Below are 24189 nucleotides of genomic sequence, written 5' to 3' on the forward strand. Positions count from 1 at the left end.
GTGTCAGTCACAGTTGAGTTAGCTGAACCACCGCATTCGCGAGCAAGCCCGCTCCCACATTGGATTTTCGTGGGTTTCAGCCTCGGGCAAAGGCCACTGCCGCCTCAAATTGCGCCTGCGTCGGCCGCACGCCGGTATACAGCACGAACTGCTCCAGCGCCTGGATCGCTATCACTTCCAGCCCGGTGATCACCCGCTTGCCCTTGGCACGTCCACGCACGATCAGCGGCGTTTCGGCGGGGATCGCTACCACATCGAACACAGTTTCCGCAGCATCCACGGCGTCAGCCGCAAAGGCCAACTGATCGGCCTCGGCGCCACCGGTCATGCCGATCGGCGTCACATTGACCAGCATCTGCGGGCGCAAGTCACCCAGCTCTGCCTGCCACGCATACCCGAGGTTTTGCGCCAGCGCGCGGCCTGCCGCTTCGTTGCGCGCCACAATCACGCCATTGGCATAGCCACCGTCGCGCAGGGCACTGGCCACGGCCTTGGCCATGCCGCCGCTGCCGCGTAAAGCAAAGGTCGAGTCCTTGGGCACGGCATGCTTTTTCAGCAGTTGCTCGATGGCGATATAGTCGGTGTTGTAGGCTTTGAGACGGCCGTCGGTGTTGACGATGGTGTTCAGGGAGTCGATGGCCTGCACCGAATCGTCCAGCTCATCCACCAGGGCGATCGCGGCCTCCTTGAACGGCATGGAAACACCGCAACCGCGAATGCCCAGCGCCCGGATACCACCTATCGCGCCGGGCAAATCCTGGCTGCTGAACGCTTTATAGTAGAAATTCAACCCCAACTGTTCATACAGGTGGTTGTGGAACCGCAGGCCAAAATTCCCGGGACGCGCCGACAATGACATACACAGCTGGGTGTCTTTGTTGGGGTGCATCTGCATGGATAACTCCTTTGAGTAAGCAAATCGGTACAGACCTTACACAACCTTTACCTATCGGCCGTGCTGTTTTTCAGAAATACGTTGTCTTAAAAGTATCCCCGCGACAATCCTTGAGTCTATTGATTGCAGACCACAAGCGCAGGGGCTAACCGAGGAATGACCATGATTCGTAAAATCCCCAAAATCGCCTTGCTTGTCGGCGCACTCGCTATGGCAGGCCAAGCCTCCGCCCACGGTGGTGGTTGGGGTGGCCCGGCCGTTCTGGGTGCTTTGGTCGGCGCCGCTGTAGTGGGTTCGGTGGTTGCCAGCCAATCTCAGCCGGTCTACGTGCAGCAGCCGGTTTATGTCCAGCCGCAACCGGTGTATGCCGCTCCGCCGCCGGTCTACTACGCACCGCCACCACCGGTGTATGTGCAAGAACGGGTTTACTACCGCCCGGCGCCGGTCTACTACGGCCCTCCACGTGGCTACTACGGCCCGCCTCACGGTTATTACGGCCGCGGCTGGTAACTTGAACAGGTTCGTCTAAACAGGCCTCGCCCACACGCGGGGCCTTTTTTTGCCTTTGAAGTCTGGATTTATCTTGCCAAGGTCGCAGTGAGGACAATGCTCGGGGGCTCAATCCCACATCATGAGGGTTGAATGTCTTCTTGCTCGATCAAGGTCCGCCCTGTCATGTTTACGTCACGAAACGGACTCACTATCGACCTGTCCAGCCAAGAACAATTAAGGACGACTGACCATGCCCACACAAAACCCGCACCATACCGCCGGCCTCTGCACCTCCAGTAAGGTCTACAGCGCACTGACCGAACTCAAGCACCTGGAAGGCCACCGCACGGCGAAATTCCTGGCGTTGCTGGCGGAAAACCTGGTGCGCAAGGGCCTGCTCAATGAGCAGGAAGTGGTGCTCATGCTGGACCATGTGGTGGATTGACGCCTGGCGTTGATGTCGACTATCGAGCCAGGTGATTTTTGCTGAGCACCCAGCCATCGTAAGGTGACCTCCATAGCGATTGGAGGTCCTTATGCCCACTGTTCAAATCATGTCCGTCATTGGTAGCGCCGTTCCCACCCCACTCCGGGAGCTGGGCCTGCTCGCCTGCTGGTACGTAGTCAGCGATGGCGAGCCCATCAGCGGCCCGCTTATGTCGTTATCCGATGCGCAAAAACAGCTGCAATGCGCATCCAATTTCAGGCTCAACGCCTGAAACCTACGGCAACGGCAGCTTGACCCGAGGTTTGGTTTCTACAAACAGTGCCCAACTGGACATGAACAACGCCGCCACCAACGGGCCGATCACAAACCCGTTCAGGCCGAATACCGACAGGCCGCCCAGGGTCGAGATCAGGATCAGGTAGTCAGGCATTTTCGTGTCCTTGCCCACCAGCACCGGGCGCAGCACGTTGTCCACCATGCCGATGACCAGAACGCCGAACGCAGTCAGCACCACGCCCTGCCAGATCGAACCGCTCAACAGGAAGTAAGCGGCCACCGGGCCCCATACAATCCCCGCGCCCACCGCCGGTAGCAGGGAAAGAAACGCCATCAAGACCGCCCACAGCAACGCGCTGGGAATGTCCAGGAACCAGAAGATCAAACCGCCCAGTGCGCCTTGGGTCACGGCTACCAGTACGTTGCCCTTGACGGTGGCGCGCACCACCCGATTGAACTTGAGTTGCAGGCGACGCTTCTGGGGCTCCGCCAGGGGCACTGCCGTGCGGACTTTACGCACCAGTTCCGGGCCGTCGCGCAGCAGGAAAAACAGCAGATACAGCATGATGAAAAAGCTCACCAGGAAATCAAACGTCCCCTGACCAAAACTGAACGCCTGGGAGGCAAAAAACTGGCTGCCCTGCATCGCGCTCTTGACGATTTTCTCGCGCAAGCCTTCCAGGTTGCCCATGCCGAACCGGTCCAGCAGGTGCTGGAAATACGGCGGCAGTACGTTCTTGAACTGCTCGATATACCCGGCGACGTCCAGCTTGCCGCTTTCGACGTTTTTGTAGAGCGTCGCCCCTTCCTGCACCAGCAATACGCTGGTGATGATGACCGGCAAAATGGCGATCACCAGGCACACCGTCAAGGTGGTCAGGGAGGTCAGGTTGCGGTTCCAGCCAAAGCGTTGCTGCAGGCGGCGCTGCATCGGGGCAAAGATGATGCCGAGGATGACCGCCCAGAACACCGCGCCGTAAAACGGCAGCAATATCCAGATGAAGGCGACGGTCACCAGGGCCAGCAACAACAACAGGGTTTTGAATTGCAGGTTGGTCGAGTTCATGTCCGGTCCATGTCAAAAAAGCAGTAGGCCTTCAGCGGCCCTTTTGCTTAGTCCGCAGGCGAACCCGGGAGTGCCATCCCGTCACTCGATAGCCTTGGCCTCATGCAAAAGCGCCTGGATCACTTGTTCCTGAGCCTCATAGTCACCTTCGCCAAAGTGGCTATAGCGCACCTTCCCCTTGGCATCGATCAGGTAATGGGCCGGCCAGAACTGGTTATCGAAACTGCGCCAGATTGCATAGTTGTTATCCAGGGCTACCGGGTAGGTGATGCCCAGCTTGCGCACTTGGTCCCTGACGTTGCCGCTGACCTGTTCATAGGCATATTCCGGAGTGTGTACACCAACGACCACCAAGCCATCAGGTTCGTAGCGTTTCGCCCACTCTTTTACGTAAGGCAGCGCGCGCCGGCAGTTGATGCAGTCGTAAGTCCAGAAATCCACCAGCACGACTTTGCCCTTGAGCGCCTGCAGATCGAGCGGTGGGGAGTTGAGCCATTCGGCCGCCCCCGCCAGCGATGGCATGGCGCCCGGTGGGTCAGCGGGAGTTTCACGGCTGGCCATCACGCTGGAAATCAGCGCAAGCGTCAGCAGCAGGCCGGCGAGCAGAAAGGTGATAGGTCGCATGATCATTACCTGTAGGGTATTCAGAGCCTCCATTGGAACGCCCTGGAGTATCGCGCCTGTGTCGAACCCCCACTGCCGATACACAGCGATACAAAATCAGCAAAGGGCGACCTGGATCAATAAACCCTGGCCCCGGATCCCTTACCTTCGCGACCTTTTGCGACTTGAGCCCATGCCCCCTGTGATCGCCCCCGAACTGCTCGCCCCCGCCGGCACCCTGAAAAACATGCGTTATGCCTTCGCCTACGGTGCCGATGCGGTCTACGCCGGCCAGCCGCGCTACAGCCTGCGGGTGCGCAACAACGAGTTCGACCACGCCAACCTGGCGCTGGGCATTCAGGAAGCCCATGTGCTGGGCAAACGCTTTTACGTCGTGGTCAACATCGCACCGCACAACGCCAAGCTGAAAACCTTCCTCAAAGACCTCGCACCAGTGATCGCCATGGGCCCGGATGCGCTGATCATGTCCGACCCAGGCTTGATCATGCTGGTGCGCCGCCACTTCCCGTCGATGCCGATTCATCTGTCGGTGCAGGCCAATACGGTGAACTGGGCCAGCGTCGAATTCTGGCAACAACAAGGCATCTGCCGCGTGATTCTGTCGCGGGAGTTGTCTCTGGAAGAGATCGGCGAGATCCGCCAGCAAGTGCCGGCCATGGAGCTGGAGGTGTTTGTGCACGGCGCCTTGTGCATGGCCTATTCCGGGCGCTGCCTGCTCTCGGGCTACATGAACAAGCGCGATGCCAACCAGGGCACCTGCACCAACGCCTGCCGCTGGAAGTACCAGGCCACCCCGGCGATGGAAAACGCCACGGGCGAGATCGTCCAGCAGTATCAGCCGGAGCCGACCCTGGGGATTGGCGCGCCGACCGACCAGGTCTTCCTGCTGCAAGAGGCCAACCGCCCCGATGAGCAGATGCCCGCCTTCGAGGACGAGCACGGCACGTACATCATGAACGCCAAGGACCTGCGCGCCGTGCAGCATGTGGAGCGCCTGACGCAGATGGGCGTGCACTCGCTAAAGATCGAAGGCCGCACCAAGTCCCACTTCTACTGCGCACGCACCACCCAGGTGTATCGCCAGGCCATCGATGATGCGGTGGCCGGGCGCGCCTTCGACCGCAACCTGATGACCGACCTCGAATCCCTGGCCCAGCGCGGTTACACCGAAGGCTTCCTGCGCCGCCATGTGCATGACGAATACCAGAACTACCAGAACGGCAGTTCAGTGTCCGAACGCCAGCAGTTTGTCGGCGAACTGACCGGCGAGCGCCGTAGCGGCTGGGCCGAGGTCAAGGTCAAGAACCGCTTTGTCGTGGGCGATCACCTGGAGTTGATGACCCCCGCCGGCAACTTCCACTTTGACCTGAACACTTTGCACAATGCCAAAGGCGAAGCCCTTGAGGTGGCGCCGGGGGACGGACACACGGTGTATGTGCCACTGCCGGCCGACATGGACTTGCGCTTTGGCTTGTTGATGCGCGATCTCTAGATCCTGAACTGCCCCACCAATTGCCCCAGGCGCTGCCCCAGGTCCGCCAGACTGCGCGAAGTCTGGGCGCCCTGCTGGGTTTCATCGGCCACAGTGTCCACCGCCACGGCAATCTGATGCACGCTGCGGTTGATCTCCTCGGCCACGGCAGTCTGCTCCTCGGCGGCGCTGGCGATCTGGGCGTTCATCGAATTGATGGTGCCGATCAGTTGCGCCATGGTGTCCAGTGAGGCTCCGGCTTCGTTGGCTTGGGCCGAGGTGCCGTCGCCCGCGTCGCTGGACCGGCGCATGGCGTCCACGGCGGCAACGGTGCCTTTTTGCAGGCGGTCGATCATGCCCTGGATTTCCTGAGTGCTGGTCTGGGTGCGACTGGCCAGGGCACGCACTTCGTCGGCCACCACCGCAAACCCTCGCCCGGCCTCCCCGGCCCGCGCGGCTTCGATCGCCGCGTTGAGGGCCAGCAGGTTGGTTTGTTCGGCAATCGAGCGGATCACACTCAGCACACTGACGATCGACGACACATCCTGCTGCAGGCTGTCGAGGGATACCCCACTGCTGCGGATATCGTTCACCAGCGCGTGGATCTGCGCGATGCTGCCGTCGACCACACGCTTGGCCGCGTGCCCTTCGGCATCGGTCTGTTGCGCAGCGACGGCAGCCCCTTGAGCACTGCGCGCAACTTCCTGGGCCGCAGAGGACATCTGGTTGATGGCAGTGGCGACCTGATCGGTCTCATGGCGTTGGCGCTCCATGGCCTGTTCAGAGCGCTGGGCTTGATCGGATACCTGGCTGACCAGGCCGGTCAGTTGGCTGGTCATCTCGGTGATCTGGCGCACCAAGCTGTGGATTTTGTCGACAAAACGATTGAACGCGACGGCAAGATCGCCCAACTCATCCTGGCTGGTGATAGCCAGGCGGCGGGTCAAATCGCCTTCGCCGGCGGCGATGTCGTCCAGGTTGGCTTTCATCAGGCCCAGCGGACGCAGGATGGTATTGGCCACTATCATGCCCACGGCGGCAATCACCAGCAGCACCACCACGGCCACACCGAGGATGCTCAGCAGCACGCCCTCCATGCGTTTCTCGACCTTGGCCTCGACCACTGCCACTTGGGCTTCAATGCCATCGAGGTTTACCGAGGTACCAATCACCATGTCCCATTTCGGCAAGTACTCGGTATAGCCGAGCTTGGGCACCAACTCGGTCTGGCCGGGCTGGGTCGAGCTGTATTGCAGGTAGTGGGTGCCGTCCTTGCCGACCTTGACCAGGTCGCGGTTGACGTAGACGCCGTTGGGGTCGCGGTTGTCCTTGAAGCTCTTGCCTACGCCATCGGGGCTGTTGCCCTTGAACAGGCGGATGGTCTCGGAGTCGTAGCCGAAGAAGTAGCCATCCTTGCCATAGCTGGTACTGGACAGCAGCTTGACCACCTCGGCCCGCGCCGCCGTGTCGCCGGGGGCGGCCGCGTCGTAGAGCGGCTTGATGGTGGTCATGGCCACTTCCACGTAACTGCGCAGCGTCGTCTTGGCGTCGTTGAGCAGGCGCTGGCGGGTTTCGTCCACCTCGTTGCGCGCCTGCCCCTGCAGGATCCACACCGTGGTCAGGCTGATGACCACGGCAAACAGCAATACCGGCACGACGGCCAGGGCCAGGACTTTGGCCTTCAAACTCAGACGCATGGCTTTTCTCTCTTATTCGTGGCGACTTGAGAAGTTAACGGCCAATTGTCCGATTTCTGTAGGACAACCCTGTCAGAGGGTCATCGCGGCAATCCAGCCAAACGCCAACAACGGAATATTGTAGTGCAGGAACGTGGGCACCACGGTGTCCCAGATATGGTGATGCTGGCCGTCAATGTTCAGGCCGGAGGTCGGGCCGAGGGTGGAGTCCGACGCCGGCGACCCGGCATCACCCAAGGCCCCCGCCGTACCGACGATGCACACGATAGCCAACGGGCTGAAGCCCAGTTGCACGCACAGCGGCACGAAAATCGCGGCGAGGATCGGCACCGTGGAGAACGACGAACCGATCCCCATGGTCACCAGCAGGCCCACCAGCAACATCAGCAACGCGCCCACACCCCGGCTATGGCCGATGAACGCCGCCGACGCTTCCACCAGCGAGCGCACGTCGCCGGTGGCCTTGAGCACTTCGGCAAAACCCGACGAGGCGATCATGATGAAGCCAATCATCGCCATCATCTTCATGCCTTCGGTGAACAGGTCGTCGGTCTCGCGCCAGCGCACGATGCCGGACACCGAGAAGATCAGGAACCCGGCCAGGGCGCCGATGATCATCGAGTCCAGCCACAATTGGATGATGAATGCCGCAGCGATCGCCAGCCCGGCCACCAGCAGGGTCAACGGGTTGTATTGCACCGCCACTTGCTCGACCCGCTCGATTTTCTCCAGGTCATACACACGCTTTTTGCGGTAGCTGATGAACACCGCCACCAACAGGCCGACCACCATGCCCAGCGCCGGCAAGCCCATGGCGTGGGTAACGTTGACCTGACTGATGTCTACGCCGCTCTTGGCGACGTTGGCCAGCAGGATCTGGTTGAGGAAGATGTTGCCGAAGCCTACCGGCAGGAACATGTAGGGCGTGATCAGGCCGAAAGTCATCACGCAGGCGATCAGGCGGCGGTCCAGTTGCAATTTGGTCAGCACGTACAACAGCGGCGGGACCAACAGCGGGATAAAGGCAATATGAATGGGCAGGATATTCTGCGAGGCAATCGCGACGCTCCACAGCAGGCCGATCAACAACCATTTGACGTGATTGCCGCCCGTCGCTTCCTGGCGATCCACCAGCAGCAACGCTTTGTCCGCCAGGGCGTGGGCCAGACCGGATTTGGCAATCGCCACAGCGAAAGCGCCGAGCAAAGCGTAAGACAAAGCCACGGTTGCACCGCCGCCCAAACCACCGTTAAACGCTTTGAGCGTGGCTTCGATACCCAGGCCACCGGTCAAGCCGCCCACCAGCGCACCGACAATAATGGCGATGACCACATGCACGCGGGACAGGCTGAGCACCAGCATGGTGCCGACCGCGGCGATTACTGCGTTAATCATGGTTACCTCAAGACAGAAAACAAAAGAACAGGCATACGTCGCCCAGGCGGCCATGGAACAGGGTGGCCGGCGTGCAGGCTGAGGAGGTCTTATTAGAGGGCGGGCACTTTGCAGCAGGTGGGCGGGCATGTCAAAAAACCCGGGCAAGTCCTAATGCCAGTCAGTTAAAAGAACCTGCCGCGACCAAACGCTGTGTTCTACATCCACCATTTAACTGACTGGCATTACGGCAAGCCCGGGCCCCGCAAATAAAGAAATCAGACGTGCCGCCGATAACGGGTCTCTATGTGTTTTCAGGTAAGGATGTCCCGATGTCGCTCAGACAGCTCTCCATTCAATGGAAAATCACCCTGCTCGCCGGCCTTTGCCTGCTGGGGATCGTGACCCTTCTGGTGGGTTTGTCGCTGTATCGCATGGCGCAGAGTTCCGAGCAGGTCAAAGCGTCCAGCATGCAGATGCTTGATGCAGCCGCCCAGACGCGCATCGAAGCGCAGGGTGAAGGGCAGGCATTGGGCATTCGCCAGCAGTTCATGGACGCCTACCAGTACGGCCATGGCTTTTCCCGCCAAGTGCTGTTTCTGCGCGAACAGGCTGAAAAGCGCTTTCTCGATGCCTTCGACACCCGCGAAGACCTGACTCGCCAGGTCAAGGCCGCGTTGCAGGCCAACCCGGACCTGCTCGGTTTGTCCCTGGTGTTCGAAGCGAATGCGCTGGACGGCAAGGACGAGCTGTTCGCCAATCAGAAAGAACTGGGCAGTAACGAAAAAGGCCGCTTTGCCCTGTACTGGTCGCAACCCACGCCGGGCAAACTGACCTCGATGTCACTGCCCGAAAGCGACATGGCCGATACCAGCGTCGGCCCCAGCGGCGAAAAAGCCAACGCCTGGTTCACCTGCCCACGCACAACCCTCAAACCCTGCGTGATCGAACCGTATTTTTATGTGATCGACGGGCAGAACGTGCTGATGACCAGTATCGTGTTCCCGTTGATCGTCAACGGCAAAGTCATCGCCTCGCTGTCGGTGGACATCAACCTCAACAGCTTGCAGGCCGTCAGCCAACAGGCGAGCCAGAAGCTGTATGACGGCCAGACCCAGGTCAGCATCCTCAGCCCGACCGGCTTGCTTGCCGGTTACAGCCCGGACGCGAGCAAACTCAGCCAGCGCCTGGACCAGGTCGACACTGCCAGCGGCGCGCAGTTGATCAGCGCCCTCGCCGGCAGCACGCAAACCCGCAGCCTGCGCACCGGCCAGCAACTCAAGGTATTGGCGTCGTTTACACCGATCCCGGGGGGCAAGCCTTGGGGCGTGTTGCTCGACGTGCCGGAGAAAGTCCTGGTCGCGCCTGCCGAAGCCCTGAAAGCGCAACTGGACGCCGACAATGCCAAGGGCACCCTGCTGGAACTGAGCCTGGGCCTATTGGCTGCGGTGGTGGGCCTGGCGCTGGTGTGGCTGATGGCGCGCAGCGTGACCCGTCCGATTCTCGGCGTGGCGCACATGCTTGAAGACATCGCCAGTGGCGAAGGCGACCTGACCCGCCGCCTGGCCTACGACAAAAAAGATGAGCTGGGCCAACTGGCCGGCTGGTTCAACCGCTTCCTCGACAAGCTGCAGCCGATCATTGCCGAAGTGAAACGCTCAGTGCAGGACGCCCGTGGCACCGCCGACCAATCCGCCGCGATCGCCACTGAAACCAGCGCCGGTATGGAACAGCAATACCGCCAGGTCGATCAGGTCGCCACCGCCTCCCATGAAATGAGCGCCACCGCCCAGGATGTCGCCCGCAGCGCGGCCCAAGCCGCCCAGGCCGCACGCGATGCCGACCAGGCTACGCGTGAAGGCTTGACGGTAATCGACCGTACCACCAGCAACATCGGTGCGCTGGCCGCCGACATGAGTACCGCCATGGCCCAAGTCGAGGGCCTGGCAGCCAACAGCAAACAAATCGGTTCGGTGCTGGAAGTGATCCGTGGCATCGCCGAGCAGACCAACCTGCTGGCACTCAATGCAGCCATCGAAGCGGCCCGGGCCGGTGAAGCTGGGCGTGGGTTTGCCGTAGTTGCCGACGAGGTGCGTAACCTGGCGCGACGTACCCAGGAGTCGGTGGAGGAAACCCGCCTGGTGATCGAGCAATTGCAAAGCGGCACCACCGAGGTGGTCGGTGCCATGGGCAATAGCCATCGCCAGGCTCAGGGCAGTGTCGAACAGGTCGGCCAAGCGGTGACGGCCTTGCGCCAGATTGGTGACGCAGTCACCGTGATCAGCGACATGAACCTGCAAATCGCCAGCGCTGCCGAGGAACAAAGCGCGGTGGCTGAAGAGATCAACAGTAATGTGGCGACGATTCGGGATGTGACCGAGTCGTTGTCGGAGCAGGCCAATGAGTCGGCGCGGGTCAGCCAGGCGTTGAACAGCCTGGCGAATCAACAGCAGGGGCTGATGGATCAATTCAGGGTCTGAACACCGTAGGAGATTCAATTTGGAGGGCGCTGTGTCAGCTCTGGCGTTTGGGGAGTTCGACCAGCACCTTCAGGCCTCCCAGCCGGCTCTCCTGCAACTGCAAGACCCCGCCCCACACCTCGACGATATCGCGCACGATCCCCAACCCAAGGCCATGGCCGTCGATCTGCTCATCCAGACGCGTGCCGCGGCTGAGCACCTTGTCGCGGTCGGTCTCGGGAATACCGGGGCCGTCGTCTTCCACGGCCAACCGATAGGTCTGCGTCGTTTCGCCGATGCTCAGGCAGACTTCGGCGTCTGCCCATTTACAGGCGTTGTCCAACAGGTTGCCGAGCAGTTCCAGCAGATCTTCGCGGTCCCAGGGTAATTGCAGCCCGGGCGACACCTGATAGCTCAAGTCCAGATGTTCACCGTGGATCATGTTGAGCGTGGCCAACAGGCTGGGCAGTTCTTTTTCACAATCAAACAATGCGCCGGGCAGGGTTTCACCGGCCAGGCGTGCGCGGTTGAGTTCACGATTGAGGCGTTGCTGCACTTGCTCAAGCTGCTCACGCAACAACTTGCTCAGGTGCGGATGGTCCTTGAGCGGCTCGCTGGACGCTGCGCTCAATAACACGGCCAGCGGGGTTTTCAAGGCATGACCGAGGTTGCCCAGGGCGTTGCGTGAACGCTTGAGGCTGTCTTCAGTGTGGGCCAGCAGGTGGTTGATCTGCGCCACCAGCGGCTCCAGCTCCAGCGGCACCTGGGTATCGAGCTGCGAGCGTTGGCCTTGTTGTAACTGGGCGATCTGTTCGCGGGCGGTCTCCAACGGGCGCAACGCACGACGTACGGTCACCCGTTGCAGGATCAACACCAGCAACAACGCCGCCAACCCCAGCACCAGACCGATTTGCCGCATCAGGCGAAAGCTTTCCCGCACAGGTGTGTAGTCCTGGGCCACGCTGATGGAAATCGACTGCCCAAAACGTTTGTAGTCCGAACGCAATACCAGCAGTTGCTGGCCCTCCGGCCCCAATTGCAGGTTGCCTTTGAGACCGGTCTGCGGCAGGCGCGGCAGCTCCTGGTCCCACAGCGAGCGGGAACGCCAGTGAACATCGGCAAAATCAATCCGAAAGTAATGCCCGGAAAACGGTCGCTGATAAGCCGGTGACAAACGGTGCTCATCGAGTTGCACGCCATCGGCCCCCCGCACCAGCGCAACCAGCAGGTTCTCGCTATCGTTGCGCAGCCCAGCCTCCAGGTAGCGTTGCAACCCGGCTTCGAACAACCACAGGCTGGTCTGCGCCAGCACCACGCCGACGACCACCATCACACTGACCAGGCCCAGGCTCAGGCGCCGCTGAATGGACTTCATGCAGGGCTGGCGCCAAACCGGTAACCCTGGCCGCGCCGGGTTTCGATCACACTGCGGCCCAACTTGCGGCGCAGATGGTTGACGTGGACTTCCAGCACATTGGAATCGCGCTCGCTCTCGCCGTCGTATAAATGTTCAGCCAAGTGGCTTTTCGACAGGATCTGCTGGGGGTGCAGCATGAAGTAGCGCAGCAGGCGAAACTCGGCGGCGGTCAGCTGGATCTCGTCACCATCGCGCAGCACACACTGGCGCCCCTCATCCAGGTGCAGTCCGGCGGCCTGCAAGGTCGGCTGGTTGGCCTGGCCGTGGGAACGGCGCAACAGTGACTGGATGCGCAGGAACAACTCTTCAGGATGAAAGGGTTTGGCGAGGTAATCATCCGCGCCGGCCTTGAGCCCTTCGATGCGCTCGGCCCAGGAATCGCGGGCGGTCAGAATCAGCACCGGCGTGACCAGTGACGCCGCACGCCATTGCGCCAGGACTTCAAGCCCGGGCAGGCCGGGTAAGCCAAGATCCAGAATGATCAGGTCATAGGGCTCGCTGCTGCCCTGATAGGCTGCATCACGGCCATCGGCCAGCCAGTCGACGGCATAGCCCTGGCGTTGCAGGCCGGCCAGCAGCTCATCGGCGAGGGGAACGTTGTCTTCCACCAGAAGCAGGCGCATCAGTCGTCTTCCTTATCTTTGAGCAGCGCGCCGGTGCTCGCGTCGAGCTCGATTTCGCGCACAACTCCCTCCACCGTCAACAACTCGATTTCGTAGATATAGGGCACCGGGCGGTCCTTGTGCTCCTCAAGCTCGGCATCGAGCAACTTGGCACCGGGGTAGCGTTCCAGCGCCGTGCCCAGCAAGTGCTCCAGAGGGGCGATGACGCCCTTCTGACGCAGACGCAAGGCTTCGTCCGGGCCGAGGTCGTGGGCCATCAGGTGGGAGCTGGTCAATAGCAACACCAATGCCATTGGACCGCCCCCCCGTAGATTTACCTTCATTGCGTATCCTGCTGTTCCTTGAGGTCACCACGTTAACCGTCGCAACTTAACTGAAACTGAATTGCCACCATGGCAATTTTCATCGATCAGCGGCCCCATCGCCAGGCCAGATTTCCTATACTGCCCGCTCGCTTCAAAAGAGACCGGTATGACAGCCATCCACATCAAGTTTCCCGCCTTGACCCTCAAGGCCGGCCAGCGCGCCTTGGCGCGTATTCGCGAACAGGGCCTGAAGCCCGCCGATGTCGGCATCCTACCCGGTGCGGCCGGTGGCCCCAAGGCCTTAGGGATTCAAGGCCTGGACCTGGCGCTGTTCGGCGACTGGCTGCCTCGCGCCCCCCGTGAGCGCGCGCTGATCGGCGCCTCCATCGGTTCCTGGCGATTTGCCAGTGCCTGCCTGCCCGACCCGGTACAAGGCCTGCTCGACCTCGGTCGCCTGTACAACGAACAGAGCTTCGCTAAAGGCGTGACCATGGCCGAGGTCACCCAAAGCTGCCGGCGCATGCTCGATGACTTGCTGGCCGGCCGTGATGCACAGGTGCTGGCCACTCCCCACTATCGCCTGAACATCATGGTGGTCAAGAGCCATGGCCTGCTCGCCGATGACCATCGCGGGCGCCTGGGCCTGGGCCTGACTTCGGTGATTGCCGATAACTTGCGCGGTCGTGCACGGCTGTCGCGGCATTTTGAACGGTTGATCATCCACGACCCACGCCAGGCGCCACCGTTGCATCCGTTGACGGATTTCCCATCGCGTTTCCTGCAACTGGAGCTGGGCAACCTGCGCCAGGCCTTGCTGGCCTCAGGCTCCATTCCCATGGTGATGCAAGGCATACGCGACCTGCCCGGCGCCGGCCACGGCACCTACCGCGACGGCGGCTTGCTGGACTACCACCTCGACCTGCCCTACCACGGCGACGACATCGTGCTGTATCCGCACTTTACCGACCGGGTCATCCCTGGCTGGTTTGACAAGGGCCTGCCGTGGCGGCGCAGCAATCAGCAGGGTTTGCAGGATGTGTTGCTGCTGGCACCGTCCAAGGACTACCTGGCCCGCCTGCCCCACGGCAAGCTGCCGGACCGCAGCGACTTCAAGCGCTTCATGGGCGATGACCCGAGCCGCAACAAGTACTGGCAAACGGCAATGAGCGAAAGCCGGCGGTTGGGCGATGAGTTCCTGGAACTGGTCGATAAGGGCGGCCTGGGCGAACGCTTGCAGGCGCTTTGACCGAGCGGTATGCGCGGCGAGGGATCAAACTGTTAAACTCGCCGCCTGCCAGATACCTGACCGAGCTGAAAACACTGTGGAAATCTTCAAGGAATTTACTTTCGAATCCGCCCACCGCCTGCCCCACGTACCGGAAGGCCATAAATGCGGGCGCCTGCATGGGCATTCGTTTAAGGTGGCCATCCACCTGAGCGGCGACCTCGACCCTCATACCGGCTGGATTCGCGACTTTTCGGAGATCAAGGCGATTTTCAAGCCGCTCTACGAACGTCTCGACCATAACTACCTCAATGACATTCCCGGCCTGGAAAACCCCACCAGTGAAGTACTGGCCAAGTGGATCTGGAACGAGTTGAAACCGCTGTTGCCGGAACTAAGCGCGATCCGCATCCACGAGACGTGCACCAGCGGCTGCATCTATCGCGGCGAATAGACCGGCGATGTAAAGAAACCACCCTTGCGGTGGTTTTTTTATACCCCGCGTAGCACCCTTCAACCGGCAAGCCTGTGCAGAACAAAGGAGACCCCATGGAAAACACTTGGCTGGCCCAGGCCAAACGCTTGCAAGCGTTGGCGTCCACCGGGCTGCATTTTTGCACCGACGACTTCGAGCGTGAGCGCCTGGAGGAAATCGCCGAGATTGCCCACAGCATGCTCGCGCAATTGGGCAATGTGCCGCTGGAGCGCATCACTGGGCTGGTGCCGGACTTTGCAAAGCGCTACTCCACGCCGATGATCGATGTGCGGGGTGCGGTGATCGAGGGCGAACGGATTCTGCTGGTGAAAGAGCTGACCGATGGCTGCTGGGCGCTGCCTGGGGGTTATGCCGATATCGGCTTGTCGGCGGCCGAGAATATCGTCAAGGAAATTCGCGAAGAGGCCGGTCTGAGCGTCACCGCACGGGCCCTGTACAGCGTCACCCACAAGGCCAAGGGTTTGTATCGACCGGATGTGCGGGACTTCTACAAGCTGTATTTCCTTTGCGAACGGGTGGATCAGCTCGCGCCTGCGGCGGGGTTCGAAACCACGGACGTGGGCTTTTTCAGCCTGGATGACCTGCCGCCCCTGTCCCGTGGGCGCACCATCGAAAGTGATCTTGAGGCGGCTTTTGCGTTTCATCGTGGCGAGACCACACACACGCTGTTCGACTGATCCAATTTGTATCATCGCTGCACTGCTTTCGTGCCCGACAAGGCACCGCACGCCCCTCCCAGTGTTTTGCTGCTATTTGACGACACAGACCGTTTGCGGTCGTTCGCCGGTCACCACTACTGATTTGGCACGCACGGTGCAACAGACCTGCGTCATTCATTCAGGGAGCAAGGCACATGACGCAGCAAGAACCGGGCAACGATTACCCCCTCAGCGAAGTCCCCTTGCATGCGCGCAAGGGCCTGGCTTCCACCGCCATGGTGCTGCTGGGCTTTACCTTTTTTACTGCGACCATGTTCGCCGGCGGCAAGCTGGGCGTGGCGTTCAGCTTTATCGACATGCTCGGCGTCGTGGCATTGGGTAACTTGCTGTTGGGCATTTACGCTGCGGGGCTGGGTTACATCGCCTTCAAGAGTGGCCTGAATTCGGTACTGATGGGGCGCTTCTGCTTCGGCGAAGTGGGCAGCAAACTCAGCGACCTGATCCTCGGTTTTACCCAGATCGGCTGGTACGCCTGGGGGACAGCCACCGCCGCCGTGGTGCTGGGTAAATATCTCGAGTTGAGCCAAGGCAGCGTACTGGCCTTGATGGTGTTGTTCGGCCTGGTATTTTGCGCCACCGCCTATGTGGGTTATCGCGGGTTGGAGATTCTGTCCTACATCGCGGTGCCGGCCATGGGCATTCTATTGTTTCTATCCATGTGGGTCGCCACCGTGAAAGTGGGTGGCTTGAATGGCCTGCTGGCGGTGGTGCCGACCGCACAATTGGACCTGTCCACGGCCGTCACCCTGGTGTTCGGCACCTTTGTCAGCGGCGCAACCCAGGCCACCAACTGGACCCGGTTCTCGCGTTCGGCCAAGGTTGCAGTGCTGGCCAGCCTGATCGGATTTTTTATCGGGAATGGCTTGATGGTGTTGATCGGTGCTTACGGCGCCATCGTTTATCAACAGCCCGATGTGGTGGAAGTGCTGCTGCTGCAAGGTTTCGCCATGGCCGCGATGGCAATGTTGCTGCTCAACATCTGGAGCACCCAGGACAACACCATCTACAACTTTGCCGTGGCCGGTTGCAACTTGCTGCGCACCCGGCGTCGCAAGAGCGTCACCCTTGCAGGCGCGGTGATCGGCACCCTGCTGGCGTTGCTCGGCATGTACGACATGCTGGTGCCTTACCTGATCCTGCTGGGCACGGTGATACCGCCGATTGGCGGGGTGATCATGGCGGACTTCTTTTACCGTTATCGCGGGCAATACCCGCGCCTGGCCGAGGTACAGCTGCCGGCTTTCAACTGGCCGGGCTTGATCGCCTATGCCGTCGGTACCGTGCTGGCGTTCAACTCCCCCTGGGTCGCGCCACTGGTGGGCATCGTCGCGGCATCGCTGACTTACATCGCGCTCACTGCCGCACTGCGCGCACGAGTCCCCTTGGCTGACGCTCCGGCATGAATCCGGCCGGGAATGCTAACCTTGGAGCCGCCCAGCGCTGTCTGCCTGATTGTTTTTAGCCAAGAGGAACTTGCCCATGCATATCATCAATGCCCGCCTGCGCAACCGTGAAGGCCTGCACGATCTGCACCTGGAACACGGCCGGATCGCCAGCATCACCGCGCAAACGGCGGCGCCCATTTTATCGCCCGGCGACTTGGATGCCGCCGGTAACCTGGTGACCCCCCCATTCGTCGAACCGCACATTCATCTGGACGCAACCCTTACCGCCGGTGAGCCGCGCTGGAACATGAGCGGTACCTTGTTCGAAGGTATCGAGTGCTGGGGCGAACGCAAAGCCACCATCACTCATGAAGACACCAAGGCCCGCGCCACAAAAACCATCGAGGCCCTCGCGGCCCATGGCATTCAGCATGTGCGCACGCACGTCGATGTCACCGACCCCGACCTCACCGCGTTGAAAGCCATGCTGGAGGTGCGCGAAGCAACCACGCACCTGATTGATCTGCAGATCGTCGCCTTTCCCCAGGAAGGCATCGAGTCGTTCCGCAATGGCCGGGCCTTGATGGAGGAAGCCATTCGCCTGGGCGCCGATGTCATCGGTGGCATCCCCCACTTTGAATACACTCGCGACCAAGGCGTCAGTTCGGTGAAGTTCCTCATGGACCTGGCCGAACGCACCGGTTGCCTGGTGGACGTACACTGCGACGAAACCGACGACCCGCATTCACGCTTCCTCGAAGTGCTCGCCGAAGAAGCCCGCAGCCGCGACATGGGCGCCCGCGTCACCGCCAGCCACACCACGGCCATGGGCTCCTACGACAACGCTTACTGCGCCAAACTGTTTCGCCTGCTGGGACACTCCGGTATCAGCTTTGTGTCGTGCCCGACCGAAAGTATCCACCTGCAGGGCCGCTTCGACAGTTTTCCGAAAAGGCGCGGCGTCACTCGCGTCAACGAATTGCTCGAAGCCGGTATGAACGTCTGTTTTGGCCAGGACTCCATCGTCGACCCCTGGTACCCACTGGGTAATGGCAACATCCTGCGTGTACTCGAAGCCGGTTTGCACATCTGCCATATGCTCGGTTACCGCAACCTGCAATCGGCCCTCGACCTGGTGACCGACAACAGCGCCAAGGCCATGGCCCTCGGGGACCGCTACGGGCTGGAGCCCGGTCGACCAGCGAATCTGTTGATCCTCTCGGCCAACAGTGACTATGAGGTGATCCGCAGTCAGGGCCTGCCGTTGTACTCGATCCGCAACGGTAAAGTGCTGATGAAGCGGCAACCGGCACAGGTGGAGTTTGCGCACACGCCAGGCTAGACGATCGAGTCGATGTCCAGTATTTGCGCCCTCACCCGATCATTGAGCGTCGGTGGCGGAATACTGGCGAGCTGGGCCACTTCCTGGTTTTCCCGATGGGTGAACCAGCGCTTGAGGCTGGGTTGCAGGTTAGCGCCATACGCCTGGCTGCCGTAGACATCATGCGCCTCAAGGCGGCGCCAGCGCAGGGTTGCCAGGCGCTCGCGGCTGGTATGCAAACGGTCGATCTCGGCATTCAAGGCATCGTTGCGTTCATAGTCGCGATCATTGGCGGGGCGCCGTCGGGCAAGCTCGCGTCGCTTGGCGCGCAGTTGCTCACGCATGTCTTCGAAGGCGCGATCCAACAGCTCGAACTCCCTCTGCGTAACCAGAGGGCCCTGGCTTTCCAGTGTTTGCTGCCAGCGCCGCAAGGTGGCCCATGCCGCCGGGATGTAGCTGGCGGTCATGAAGTGCTGATGCGCCTGGAACAGCTGCTTGAGCAGGTTATCGCGCTGCGGCATGTCGCCATGCAATTGCAACGCACGATTGCAGCCTGCTTCGTGGAGCGACTCACAACCTGGCTTCCATAGCACCGAGGAATGCCTGCCGCCTGGGAGTTCGATCGGCATGAAGTGTTGCTGTTCGCCGTGATGCCGGTAAGGGTTGCCCCCCACCCGCACCAGCCCAGCAGCGAAGAGCAGGCCCCCATGGGCAGGCGCGCTGAACAAGGTTATGGCGCCCGGAATCCAGAGTTTGGCGGTGGTATTCATCCAGGTAGCCGGAACACTGGGAACGGGGTCGTTGTGGTTGACGATACGGTGGTGGACCAAGGCTGAAGCGCCGTCGACGAACTCGCTGTCGGCCGCTCGGGGGGCGCCGTAGGTGTAGAGGAGGATGTTGTAGCTGGGATTAGGTACACGACGCAGCCCCTCGGCCAACAACAAGGCAATCGCGCCGCCCAGGCTGTGTCCGCAAATGACTATTCGTTGGCCTTCATAAAACTGGCTGAGGTAGCGCAGCACGAAGTTTCGCATGGCCCGGTAAGCCTCATAAAAACCCAGATGCACCTTGCCGCCCCCTTCGGCGAAGGCCACCTGATGGGCGTTCGCGTCGCGCAGGGCATCGGCGGCGCTGACGGTACCGCGCACAGAGATCAGGACGACTTCATCGTGATGGCAGATAAACGCCTGAGTGTCGGTACCAAATTTTTCATCGTCGAAAAAGTGCAGGTTCGAGGGATGCTCCTGCTCCTCTTCGCGAGCCGGATGATTTTGCGGATACAACTCGGGATCGAAGGGCAGGATCTCGAAACGCCGGGAGTAAGGAACATCTTCATACACGGGAAAAAAGCGTTGCGTTTGCTCGAGATCCACTCGCCAGGCTTCGTGGTACCCCGATAACGTTTCGGCAAACAGATTGCCAACGGTAGGGTTGAACGGGAACGTCACTTTGTCGATAGGTTTCTTCGGCGGTTGCTGACCAAAATCGCAGTAGCTCAAGGCGGACATCAGCGCCAATTGGTACAAGTTCAAGGCACAGAAATGATCTGCGGTGGAAAGCATCGGCCGTAGCGCACGTAAGGGCCGTACTTCCAACACACTGAACTGATTGGGAAACAAGACCACTCCCGAGGACAGAGGCGGGCCGAATCCAAGGTCGTTCACCATTTTCAACGCATGCCGATGAGGGCTGAACATCGCAGGAGCGATCGACGGCAAGTGCGCGACATGGTTGACCAGATCGCTGACTTCAACATGATAAAACCGGTCTGCCCGCTGCATGGCGGGATTCCCCTGAATACGCTGCCCCTTTGCATCAGAAAACCGTGTTTGTTCGGCGCGGACTTGAATCTCGGTAATCGGCAGCTTGTACGTCAGGCGCGCACTCAATCGGTAATACGGCTCTTGTGCCCCGGCATACGGGTCATCGAACTTGAGAACGACAGGACCGCGGTAAACCCCCTGTATATTTGCGAACCCCTCTCCATTCAATTTACCGTTGTACTCGCACCCCATACTGTCGTGAACCGTATAGGCAAGCCCGCCGTACGCCGTCCCACTCCCCGTTTCATCCACCAGGCAAAAGCTCACCCAGTGCCCTTTCATTGCACATGCCGGCATCTTGCCGCTGAAAAAAGCCTGCTTCCATGCATCCTGTTTCATCAATTCGCTCCTTGTTGATGGCATGTCGGGTAGACGTCACAGATACGCCCATCCGGCATCTTTACAGGCTTGAACTCCGAGTCATTGCCGGTGCAATACGCGGCCATATCCTCAAAGCTTTTACCTCGGCAGCGCTTCCACCCGCCCGGTACGGCTATCCATCTGTGATCAAAAGCAGGTAACTCTTCATCAAGAACCTTCAATACCATTCTTAACTTTTTCCCTCGCAACTGGTCTCGTTGGGCAACGCCGCCAGCCTGCATCTTTTGCGGCTGACCGGCTGCATCCAACGAATGGCATTGCAGAATCTTGATGATCGCGTGCATAGGTCCTATCGTGCGGAAATACCAACGGCATTGCCCTTTCAACTCCTGAACACCGTCCTCGGGCATTCCAGGTAGATCACCCGCCAAACGGTCTCGAATACCAATCCCGGCAAGATCCCCTCCCACATCCCAATCCTGCTTTCCCCATTTTGCATAAACATCAAATTGCACGCTGCTTATTACCGAAGGACACCCCTCAATGGTTTCGCTGAGTGGCAATTCATAGCTCACCCGATTAGCCACGGGATTGAACTCGGTAAAAAACACCTTGCGCTCTGGCCTTTTGCCTCGGCGGATCGGCAGGGAACAGGCTGCGCCGGTGGCGGGACGATAATTGGCAGCCGTCTTGAGTTCAAAATCCGCCGGCAGATCCACCTCCAGCGTAAAGCTGTCCGCGCTCTTCCCCGCGCACCCCGATAACGCCAGCATCCCCAGCACAATCACCACGTTTTTCATCCAGCTAGACATGCTCCGCCCCTTCCCTTCGCCACTGTTCCACCAACCGTTCGTAATGTTCCGCCGGGGCCTCGCCTTGCATCGGCTGCCACCGGATCACACTGCTTCGCGTGGCCTCCTCCAGCCGTCGCACCACCAGGAATTCCAGCTGTTGCGGGCCGCACCATTGCCAGGCATGGGCCTGCTCCAACACTTGGCTCAGCCAGATCCTCGGGTCTTGAAACTCCACCAGCATCACCATGTCCTCACTGTGCTCAGCCAGCAGGTAGCGCAGGATATTGGCGTGCAGGATGGCCGCAGCCTGGGGGTTGGGGACCTGCGACCAGGGTGTGGGATCCGGTACCGGGTACTCACCTGGTGCCGGGTTGTCGCAGCAGCACCATCGGTCGTCATGCCAGTAGCACACGCTGGCCAGTGGCCCCAGGTATACCGGCCACTGTTCGGCAGGCAGGTAGGCCAAGGCGCGTGCCAGGGTGCGGTTGTCTTGAAACCGGTAGAGGGCCTGGCGCCCCGGTGCGCCGACCAGCATCCGCTCGCGCCAATGCCGGATCACCTCGGTCAGATCGTCGTTGAGCAAGCTGCCCAGCCACCCGCAGTTCGTTTCGGGCTGTTGCAGCAAGCGGGTCAAGGCCTGTTCTCCCACCTGCTCCAGCAACAGGATCGCCGGGCCGGTATGCGCCAACTCCGCTAACACGGTCTGGCTATAGAGGGTGCAATATCGCGAGGTGCCGCGAGCCGCCGACAGTGCCTCGCACGCTTTTGCGCCCCCGTCGATAATCAAGCACAAATGGCGTCCCGCCTGTTGCTGTCGGGCCATCCATGGATAAGGCATGCCTTGCATCACGCAGCCCTCCCGCTGAGATCGCACAGGCCTTCACCACAGCGCTCGCAGACGGGGCAATAGTCCGCACCCAGTTGCCGGGCCATGTCCATGAGGGTGCCTTGAACGGCAGACAGGCTCGGACGATCATCCGAAGGTAAAGTGCCGGCCACCGCCGCCCCTGCGACAGTGATGGGCCGGCTGCTGAAAATGCCGCCCGCTTGAATCACGAGGTGTTCACCCCCGGCCTTGAAACTCAACTGCGTCCCCCCGTCGATCACCAGGCTGGAACCCGCCGTCAGGTGAACCTGTTGCCCGGCTCCGATCACCAGGGTTTGGCCGACCTGCATGTAACTGTCGCCTTGTACCTCCAGGCGGCTGTCATGCCCCACTTGCTGCTCCAGGTCACGCTGGGCGCGCAGATAGACAAGTTCTGCACCCTGGCGGTCTTCGAGGTGCAATTCATTGCCGCCCGTGCCTCCCAGGGTGCTGCGGCTGCGCAAGACGCTGCGTGTCTTGTGCTGCGGCAAGGGGTAGGACGGCAGGAGCGAGGCATTGGGCAGGCAACCATTGATCAACGGCCGGTCCGGGTCGCCCTCCAAAAAGCTCACCAACACCTCCATACCGACCCTGGGAATCATCGTTGCGCCGAACCCGTCACCGGCCCAACCGGACGCCACGCGCACCCAACAGCTGCTTGTGTCATCCGTCGGGTCCCGACGGTCCCAATGAAAACGTACCTTCACTCGGCCATAGGCATCGCAATGCACATCCTCCCCGGCAGGCCCGGTGACAGTGGCCGTCTGACTGCCATTGATGGTTGGCTTGGGGTGTTTCAGCGGCGGCCTGTGCACCGCACGCCAAGGTGTTGCGGTGAAACGGTTGCGATAACCCTGGAAGGTATTCGCCTCGCCCGCCGCCTCCTCCAGCACCTGTGGCTGGTAGCCTTCATGACGCGCTGAGGTGATCAACCACAGGTCGTTACAGGCTGGATCGGAATGTTCCTGCAGTTCGAGAAAATGGCCGCTGCGCAGCAGCGGTTGGTCGCTCGTGCCCAAGGCCCGGCAGCGATCGGCCAGATGACGCTCAAGACCGCGACAGGCCAGCTGCCTGCCGCGCACAGGACCGGAAAAACCCCCAGGGTAGTTGTAGTCTTCAAGAGGAGACGGTGTCGCAGAGCCGGCCACGCCTTGCAACAACAAGGACGGATGCTCGAAATCGTGATCACGGCGTACCGTTTTTCGGCTACGGGTTTCCAGGCGCACATCGAAACGCTGGATACCCGCCGCTTCCGCCAGCGGATCGTTGGCCGAGTGATATCGCTGCACGGGCAAGCGCTGGAACACCGTCTGGTCATCACCAAACACCAGCAGATGATTGTTCGCGCTGTGGCGGAAGTGGTAGTGAATCCCCTCCTCTTCGCACAACCGCTGGATGAAGTGCAGGTCGGTCTCCGCGTACTGCACACAAAAAACGCGCGGCGGATAAACCACCGGGCCCAGTTCGAACACGTACGCATCGGCCAGGATGCCGTGTTGCTCAAGCACGGCCGCGATGATCTGCGGCACGCTGCGCTGCTGGAAAACCCGCTGATCACGGCGGTGGGCGAGACTCGCCAGGCGCGGCGCCAGCGTCAAGTGATAACGGGTGAGCCGGACACCTGGGTCGCCACGCCCTACCGCGTAGACTTGACCGTGCAGGCCTTGATCCACTTCCCCCAGATGCAGGTACGCCGGTTGGTGGAGCAGTGCTTCCAGATCCACACAGGGGTTTTCGCTGACCAACTGCATATGAATGAAATACGGTTGGTCAATAAACTCGCAGCCGTTGAAGGCAAGCACCTGAAAGTCGGAAGTCACTTCCGGAATAATCAATTTGAAACGTGACGAAACAAACGCGTCAACCATCCGTTGTTACCCGTCGCTGATAAACCCACTCGCTGATTTAAAGCTCTCCCCGGAAAGTACTGATTGCCAGCCGAGAAAAAGCGCCTGAACGCCTTGAAGCTTAGCGATTTCAGGGAAAATTCGGCTCTTCAGAAATAAAAAAGAAGTTTCGTACGACAGAGATGGAAATGACTTTTACAAAATAATTAATACACTCAATAAGCACGTCTTCTAAAACAAGAAAAT

At 60.5% G+C, this 24189-nt stretch carries 20 protein-coding genes and 4 pseudogenes; 11 read left to right on the top strand and 13 right to left on the bottom strand.

Translation table 11 applies throughout. The features are described 5' to 3' along the window. Positions 1-76: 76 nt before the first annotated feature. A complete protein-coding gene (locus tag ACQRBT_RS26280) occupies positions 77-895 on the bottom strand; it encodes a shikimate 5-dehydrogenase (protein ID WP_198763214.1) in 819 nt (272 codons plus the stop codon). Positions 896-1051: 156 nt separating this feature from the next. Here ACQRBT_RS26280 and ACQRBT_RS26285 point away from each other — a divergent pair, with 156 nt between their 5' ends. The 3 genes from ACQRBT_RS26285 (at position 1052) to ACQRBT_RS26295 (ending at position 2106) form a co-directional block, all read left to right on the top strand. Then, on the top strand, positions 1052-1405 hold the full coding sequence (locus tag ACQRBT_RS26285; RefSeq protein ID WP_060752428.1) for a hypothetical protein: 354 nt from the start codon (positions 1052-1054) through the stop codon (positions 1403-1405). Positions 1406-1637: 232 nt separating this feature from the next. Then, complete coding sequence (locus tag ACQRBT_RS26290; RefSeq protein ID WP_060752427.1) at positions 1638-1832, top strand: hypothetical protein; 195 nt, start codon at positions 1638-1640, stop codon at positions 1830-1832. A gap of 91 nt (positions 1833-1923) precedes the next feature. Continuing rightward, positions 1924-2106, top strand: coding sequence for a hypothetical protein (locus ACQRBT_RS26295; RefSeq protein ID WP_090372117.1), 183 nt, complete (start codon positions 1924-1926; stop codon positions 2104-2106). Positions 2107-2109: 3 nt separating this feature from the next. Here the strand turns inward: ACQRBT_RS26295 and ACQRBT_RS26300 are convergent, their stop codons facing one another. Together ACQRBT_RS26300 and ACQRBT_RS26305 are read right to left on the bottom strand one after the other, a co-directional pair. Then, positions 2110-3177 (bottom strand): AI-2E family transporter, encoded by a 1068-nt coding sequence (locus ACQRBT_RS26300; protein ID WP_060752425.1) that lies wholly within the window; start codon positions 3175-3177, stop codon positions 2110-2112. Between the two features lie 81 nt (positions 3178-3258). Then, positions 3259-3705 (bottom strand): annotated as a pseudogene (locus ACQRBT_RS26305) (thioredoxin family protein); the annotation flags it as partial. Between the two features lie 268 nt (positions 3706-3973). Here ACQRBT_RS26305 and yegQ point away from each other — a divergent pair. After that, positions 3974-5293: a tRNA 5-hydroxyuridine modification protein YegQ gene (gene yegQ, locus ACQRBT_RS26310; RefSeq protein ID WP_412047640.1), complete on the top strand. Its 1320-nt coding sequence runs from the start codon at positions 3974-3976 to the stop codon at positions 5291-5293. Here yegQ and ACQRBT_RS26315 read toward each other — a convergent pair. The 3 genes and pseudogenes from ACQRBT_RS26315 to ACQRBT_RS26325 form a co-directional block, all read right to left on the bottom strand. Beyond that, complete coding sequence (locus tag ACQRBT_RS26315; RefSeq protein WP_372241728.1) at positions 5290-6111, bottom strand: methyl-accepting chemotaxis protein; 822 nt, start codon at positions 6109-6111, stop codon at positions 5290-5292. The two genes, yegQ and ACQRBT_RS26315, sit on opposite strands and share 4 nt — an antisense overlap. A 36-nt stretch (positions 6112-6147) precedes the next feature. Further along, positions 6148-6969, bottom strand: a pseudogene (locus ACQRBT_RS26320) (cache domain-containing protein); the annotation flags it as partial. Positions 6970-7041: 72 nt separating this feature from the next. After that, positions 7042-8361, bottom strand: coding sequence for a Na+/H+ antiporter family protein (locus ACQRBT_RS26325; protein ID WP_162492698.1), 1320 nt, complete (start codon positions 8359-8361; stop codon positions 7042-7044). 1457 nt (positions 8362-9818) lie between these two features. Here ACQRBT_RS26325 and ACQRBT_RS26330 point away from each other — a divergent pair. Together ACQRBT_RS26330 and ACQRBT_RS26335 are read left to right on the top strand one after the other, a co-directional pair. Continuing rightward, positions 9819-9965: pseudogene (locus ACQRBT_RS26330) on the top strand (HAMP domain-containing protein); the annotation flags it as partial. Between the two features lie 348 nt (positions 9966-10313). Further along, positions 10314-10823, top strand: a pseudogene (locus ACQRBT_RS26335) (methyl-accepting chemotaxis protein); the annotation flags it as partial. A gap of 34 nt (positions 10824-10857) precedes the next feature. Here the strand turns inward: ACQRBT_RS26335 and ACQRBT_RS26340 are convergent. From ACQRBT_RS26340 to ACQRBT_RS26350, 3 genes are read right to left on the bottom strand one after another with little or no spacing between them, the layout of a single operon-like run. Continuing rightward, positions 10858-12177, bottom strand: coding sequence for a sensor histidine kinase (locus ACQRBT_RS26340; protein ID WP_161550180.1), 1320 nt, complete (start codon positions 12175-12177; stop codon positions 10858-10860). Then, positions 12174-12842, bottom strand: a complete 669-nt coding sequence (locus ACQRBT_RS26345) for a response regulator transcription factor (RefSeq protein ID WP_060752419.1) — start codon at positions 12840-12842, stop codon at positions 12174-12176. The genes ACQRBT_RS26340 and ACQRBT_RS26345 overlap by 4 nt, the downstream gene beginning before the upstream one ends. Further along, positions 12842-13165, bottom strand: a complete 324-nt coding sequence (locus ACQRBT_RS26350) for a PepSY domain-containing protein (protein ID WP_412047641.1) — start codon at positions 13163-13165, stop codon at positions 12842-12844. The genes ACQRBT_RS26345 and ACQRBT_RS26350 overlap by 1 nt, the downstream gene beginning before the upstream one ends. 148 nt (positions 13166-13313) lie before the next feature. Between ACQRBT_RS26350 and ACQRBT_RS26355 the strand changes: the two genes are divergently transcribed. The 5 genes from ACQRBT_RS26355 to codA all read left to right on the top strand — a co-directional run bounded on the left by ACQRBT_RS26355 (position 13314) and on the right by codA (position 18314). Further along, complete coding sequence (locus tag ACQRBT_RS26355; protein ID WP_198763209.1) at positions 13314-14393, top strand: patatin-like phospholipase family protein; 1080 nt, start codon at positions 13314-13316, stop codon at positions 14391-14393. A gap of 76 nt (positions 14394-14469) precedes the next feature. Then, entirely contained in the window at positions 14470-14826 is a 357-nt protein-coding gene (gene queD, locus ACQRBT_RS26360; protein WP_003190259.1) for a 6-carboxytetrahydropterin synthase QueD, read from the top strand. 95 nt (positions 14827-14921) lie between these two features. Further along, positions 14922-15545 (top strand): NUDIX hydrolase, encoded by a 624-nt coding sequence (locus ACQRBT_RS26365; protein ID WP_198763208.1) that lies wholly within the window; start codon positions 14922-14924, stop codon positions 15543-15545. Between the two features lie 176 nt (positions 15546-15721). Continuing rightward, complete coding sequence (gene codB / locus ACQRBT_RS26370; RefSeq protein WP_244383914.1) at positions 15722-16990, top strand: cytosine permease; 1269 nt, start codon at positions 15722-15724, stop codon at positions 16988-16990. Between the two features lie 76 nt (positions 16991-17066). After that, positions 17067-18314, top strand: a complete 1248-nt coding sequence (gene codA / locus ACQRBT_RS26375) for a cytosine deaminase (protein ID WP_161550181.1) — start codon at positions 17067-17069, stop codon at positions 18312-18314. On the opposite strand, the gene ACQRBT_RS26380 is transcribed toward codA, so the two are convergent. The 4 genes from ACQRBT_RS26380 to tssI are packed head-to-tail and all read right to left on the bottom strand — an operon-like array spanning position 18311 to position 23964. Further along, on the bottom strand, positions 18311-20455 hold the full coding sequence (locus tag ACQRBT_RS26380) for a lipase family protein (protein ID WP_412047642.1): 2145 nt from the start codon (positions 20453-20455) through the stop codon (positions 18311-18313). The genes codA and ACQRBT_RS26380 overlap by 4 nt on opposite strands. Beyond that, entirely contained in the window at positions 20455-21249 is a 795-nt protein-coding gene (locus tag ACQRBT_RS26385; protein ID WP_060752412.1) for a hypothetical protein, read from the bottom strand. The genes ACQRBT_RS26380 and ACQRBT_RS26385 overlap by 1 nt, the downstream gene beginning before the upstream one ends. Further along, entirely contained in the window at positions 21242-22078 is an 837-nt protein-coding gene (locus ACQRBT_RS26390) for a DUF4123 domain-containing protein (protein WP_412047643.1), read from the bottom strand. The genes ACQRBT_RS26385 and ACQRBT_RS26390 overlap by 8 nt, the downstream gene beginning before the upstream one ends. Further along, on the bottom strand, positions 22078-23964 hold the full coding sequence (tssI, locus tag ACQRBT_RS26395) for a type VI secretion system tip protein TssI/VgrG (protein ID WP_412047644.1): 1887 nt from the start codon (positions 23962-23964) through the stop codon (positions 22078-22080). The genes ACQRBT_RS26390 and tssI overlap by 1 nt, the downstream gene beginning before the upstream one ends. Between the last annotated feature and the right edge of the window lie 225 nt (positions 23965-24189).

Source organism: Pseudomonas sp. R19M (assembly GCF_050312585.1).
Classification (GTDB): Bacteria; Pseudomonadota; Gammaproteobacteria; order Pseudomonadales; family Pseudomonadaceae; genus Aquipseudomonas; species Aquipseudomonas palleroniana.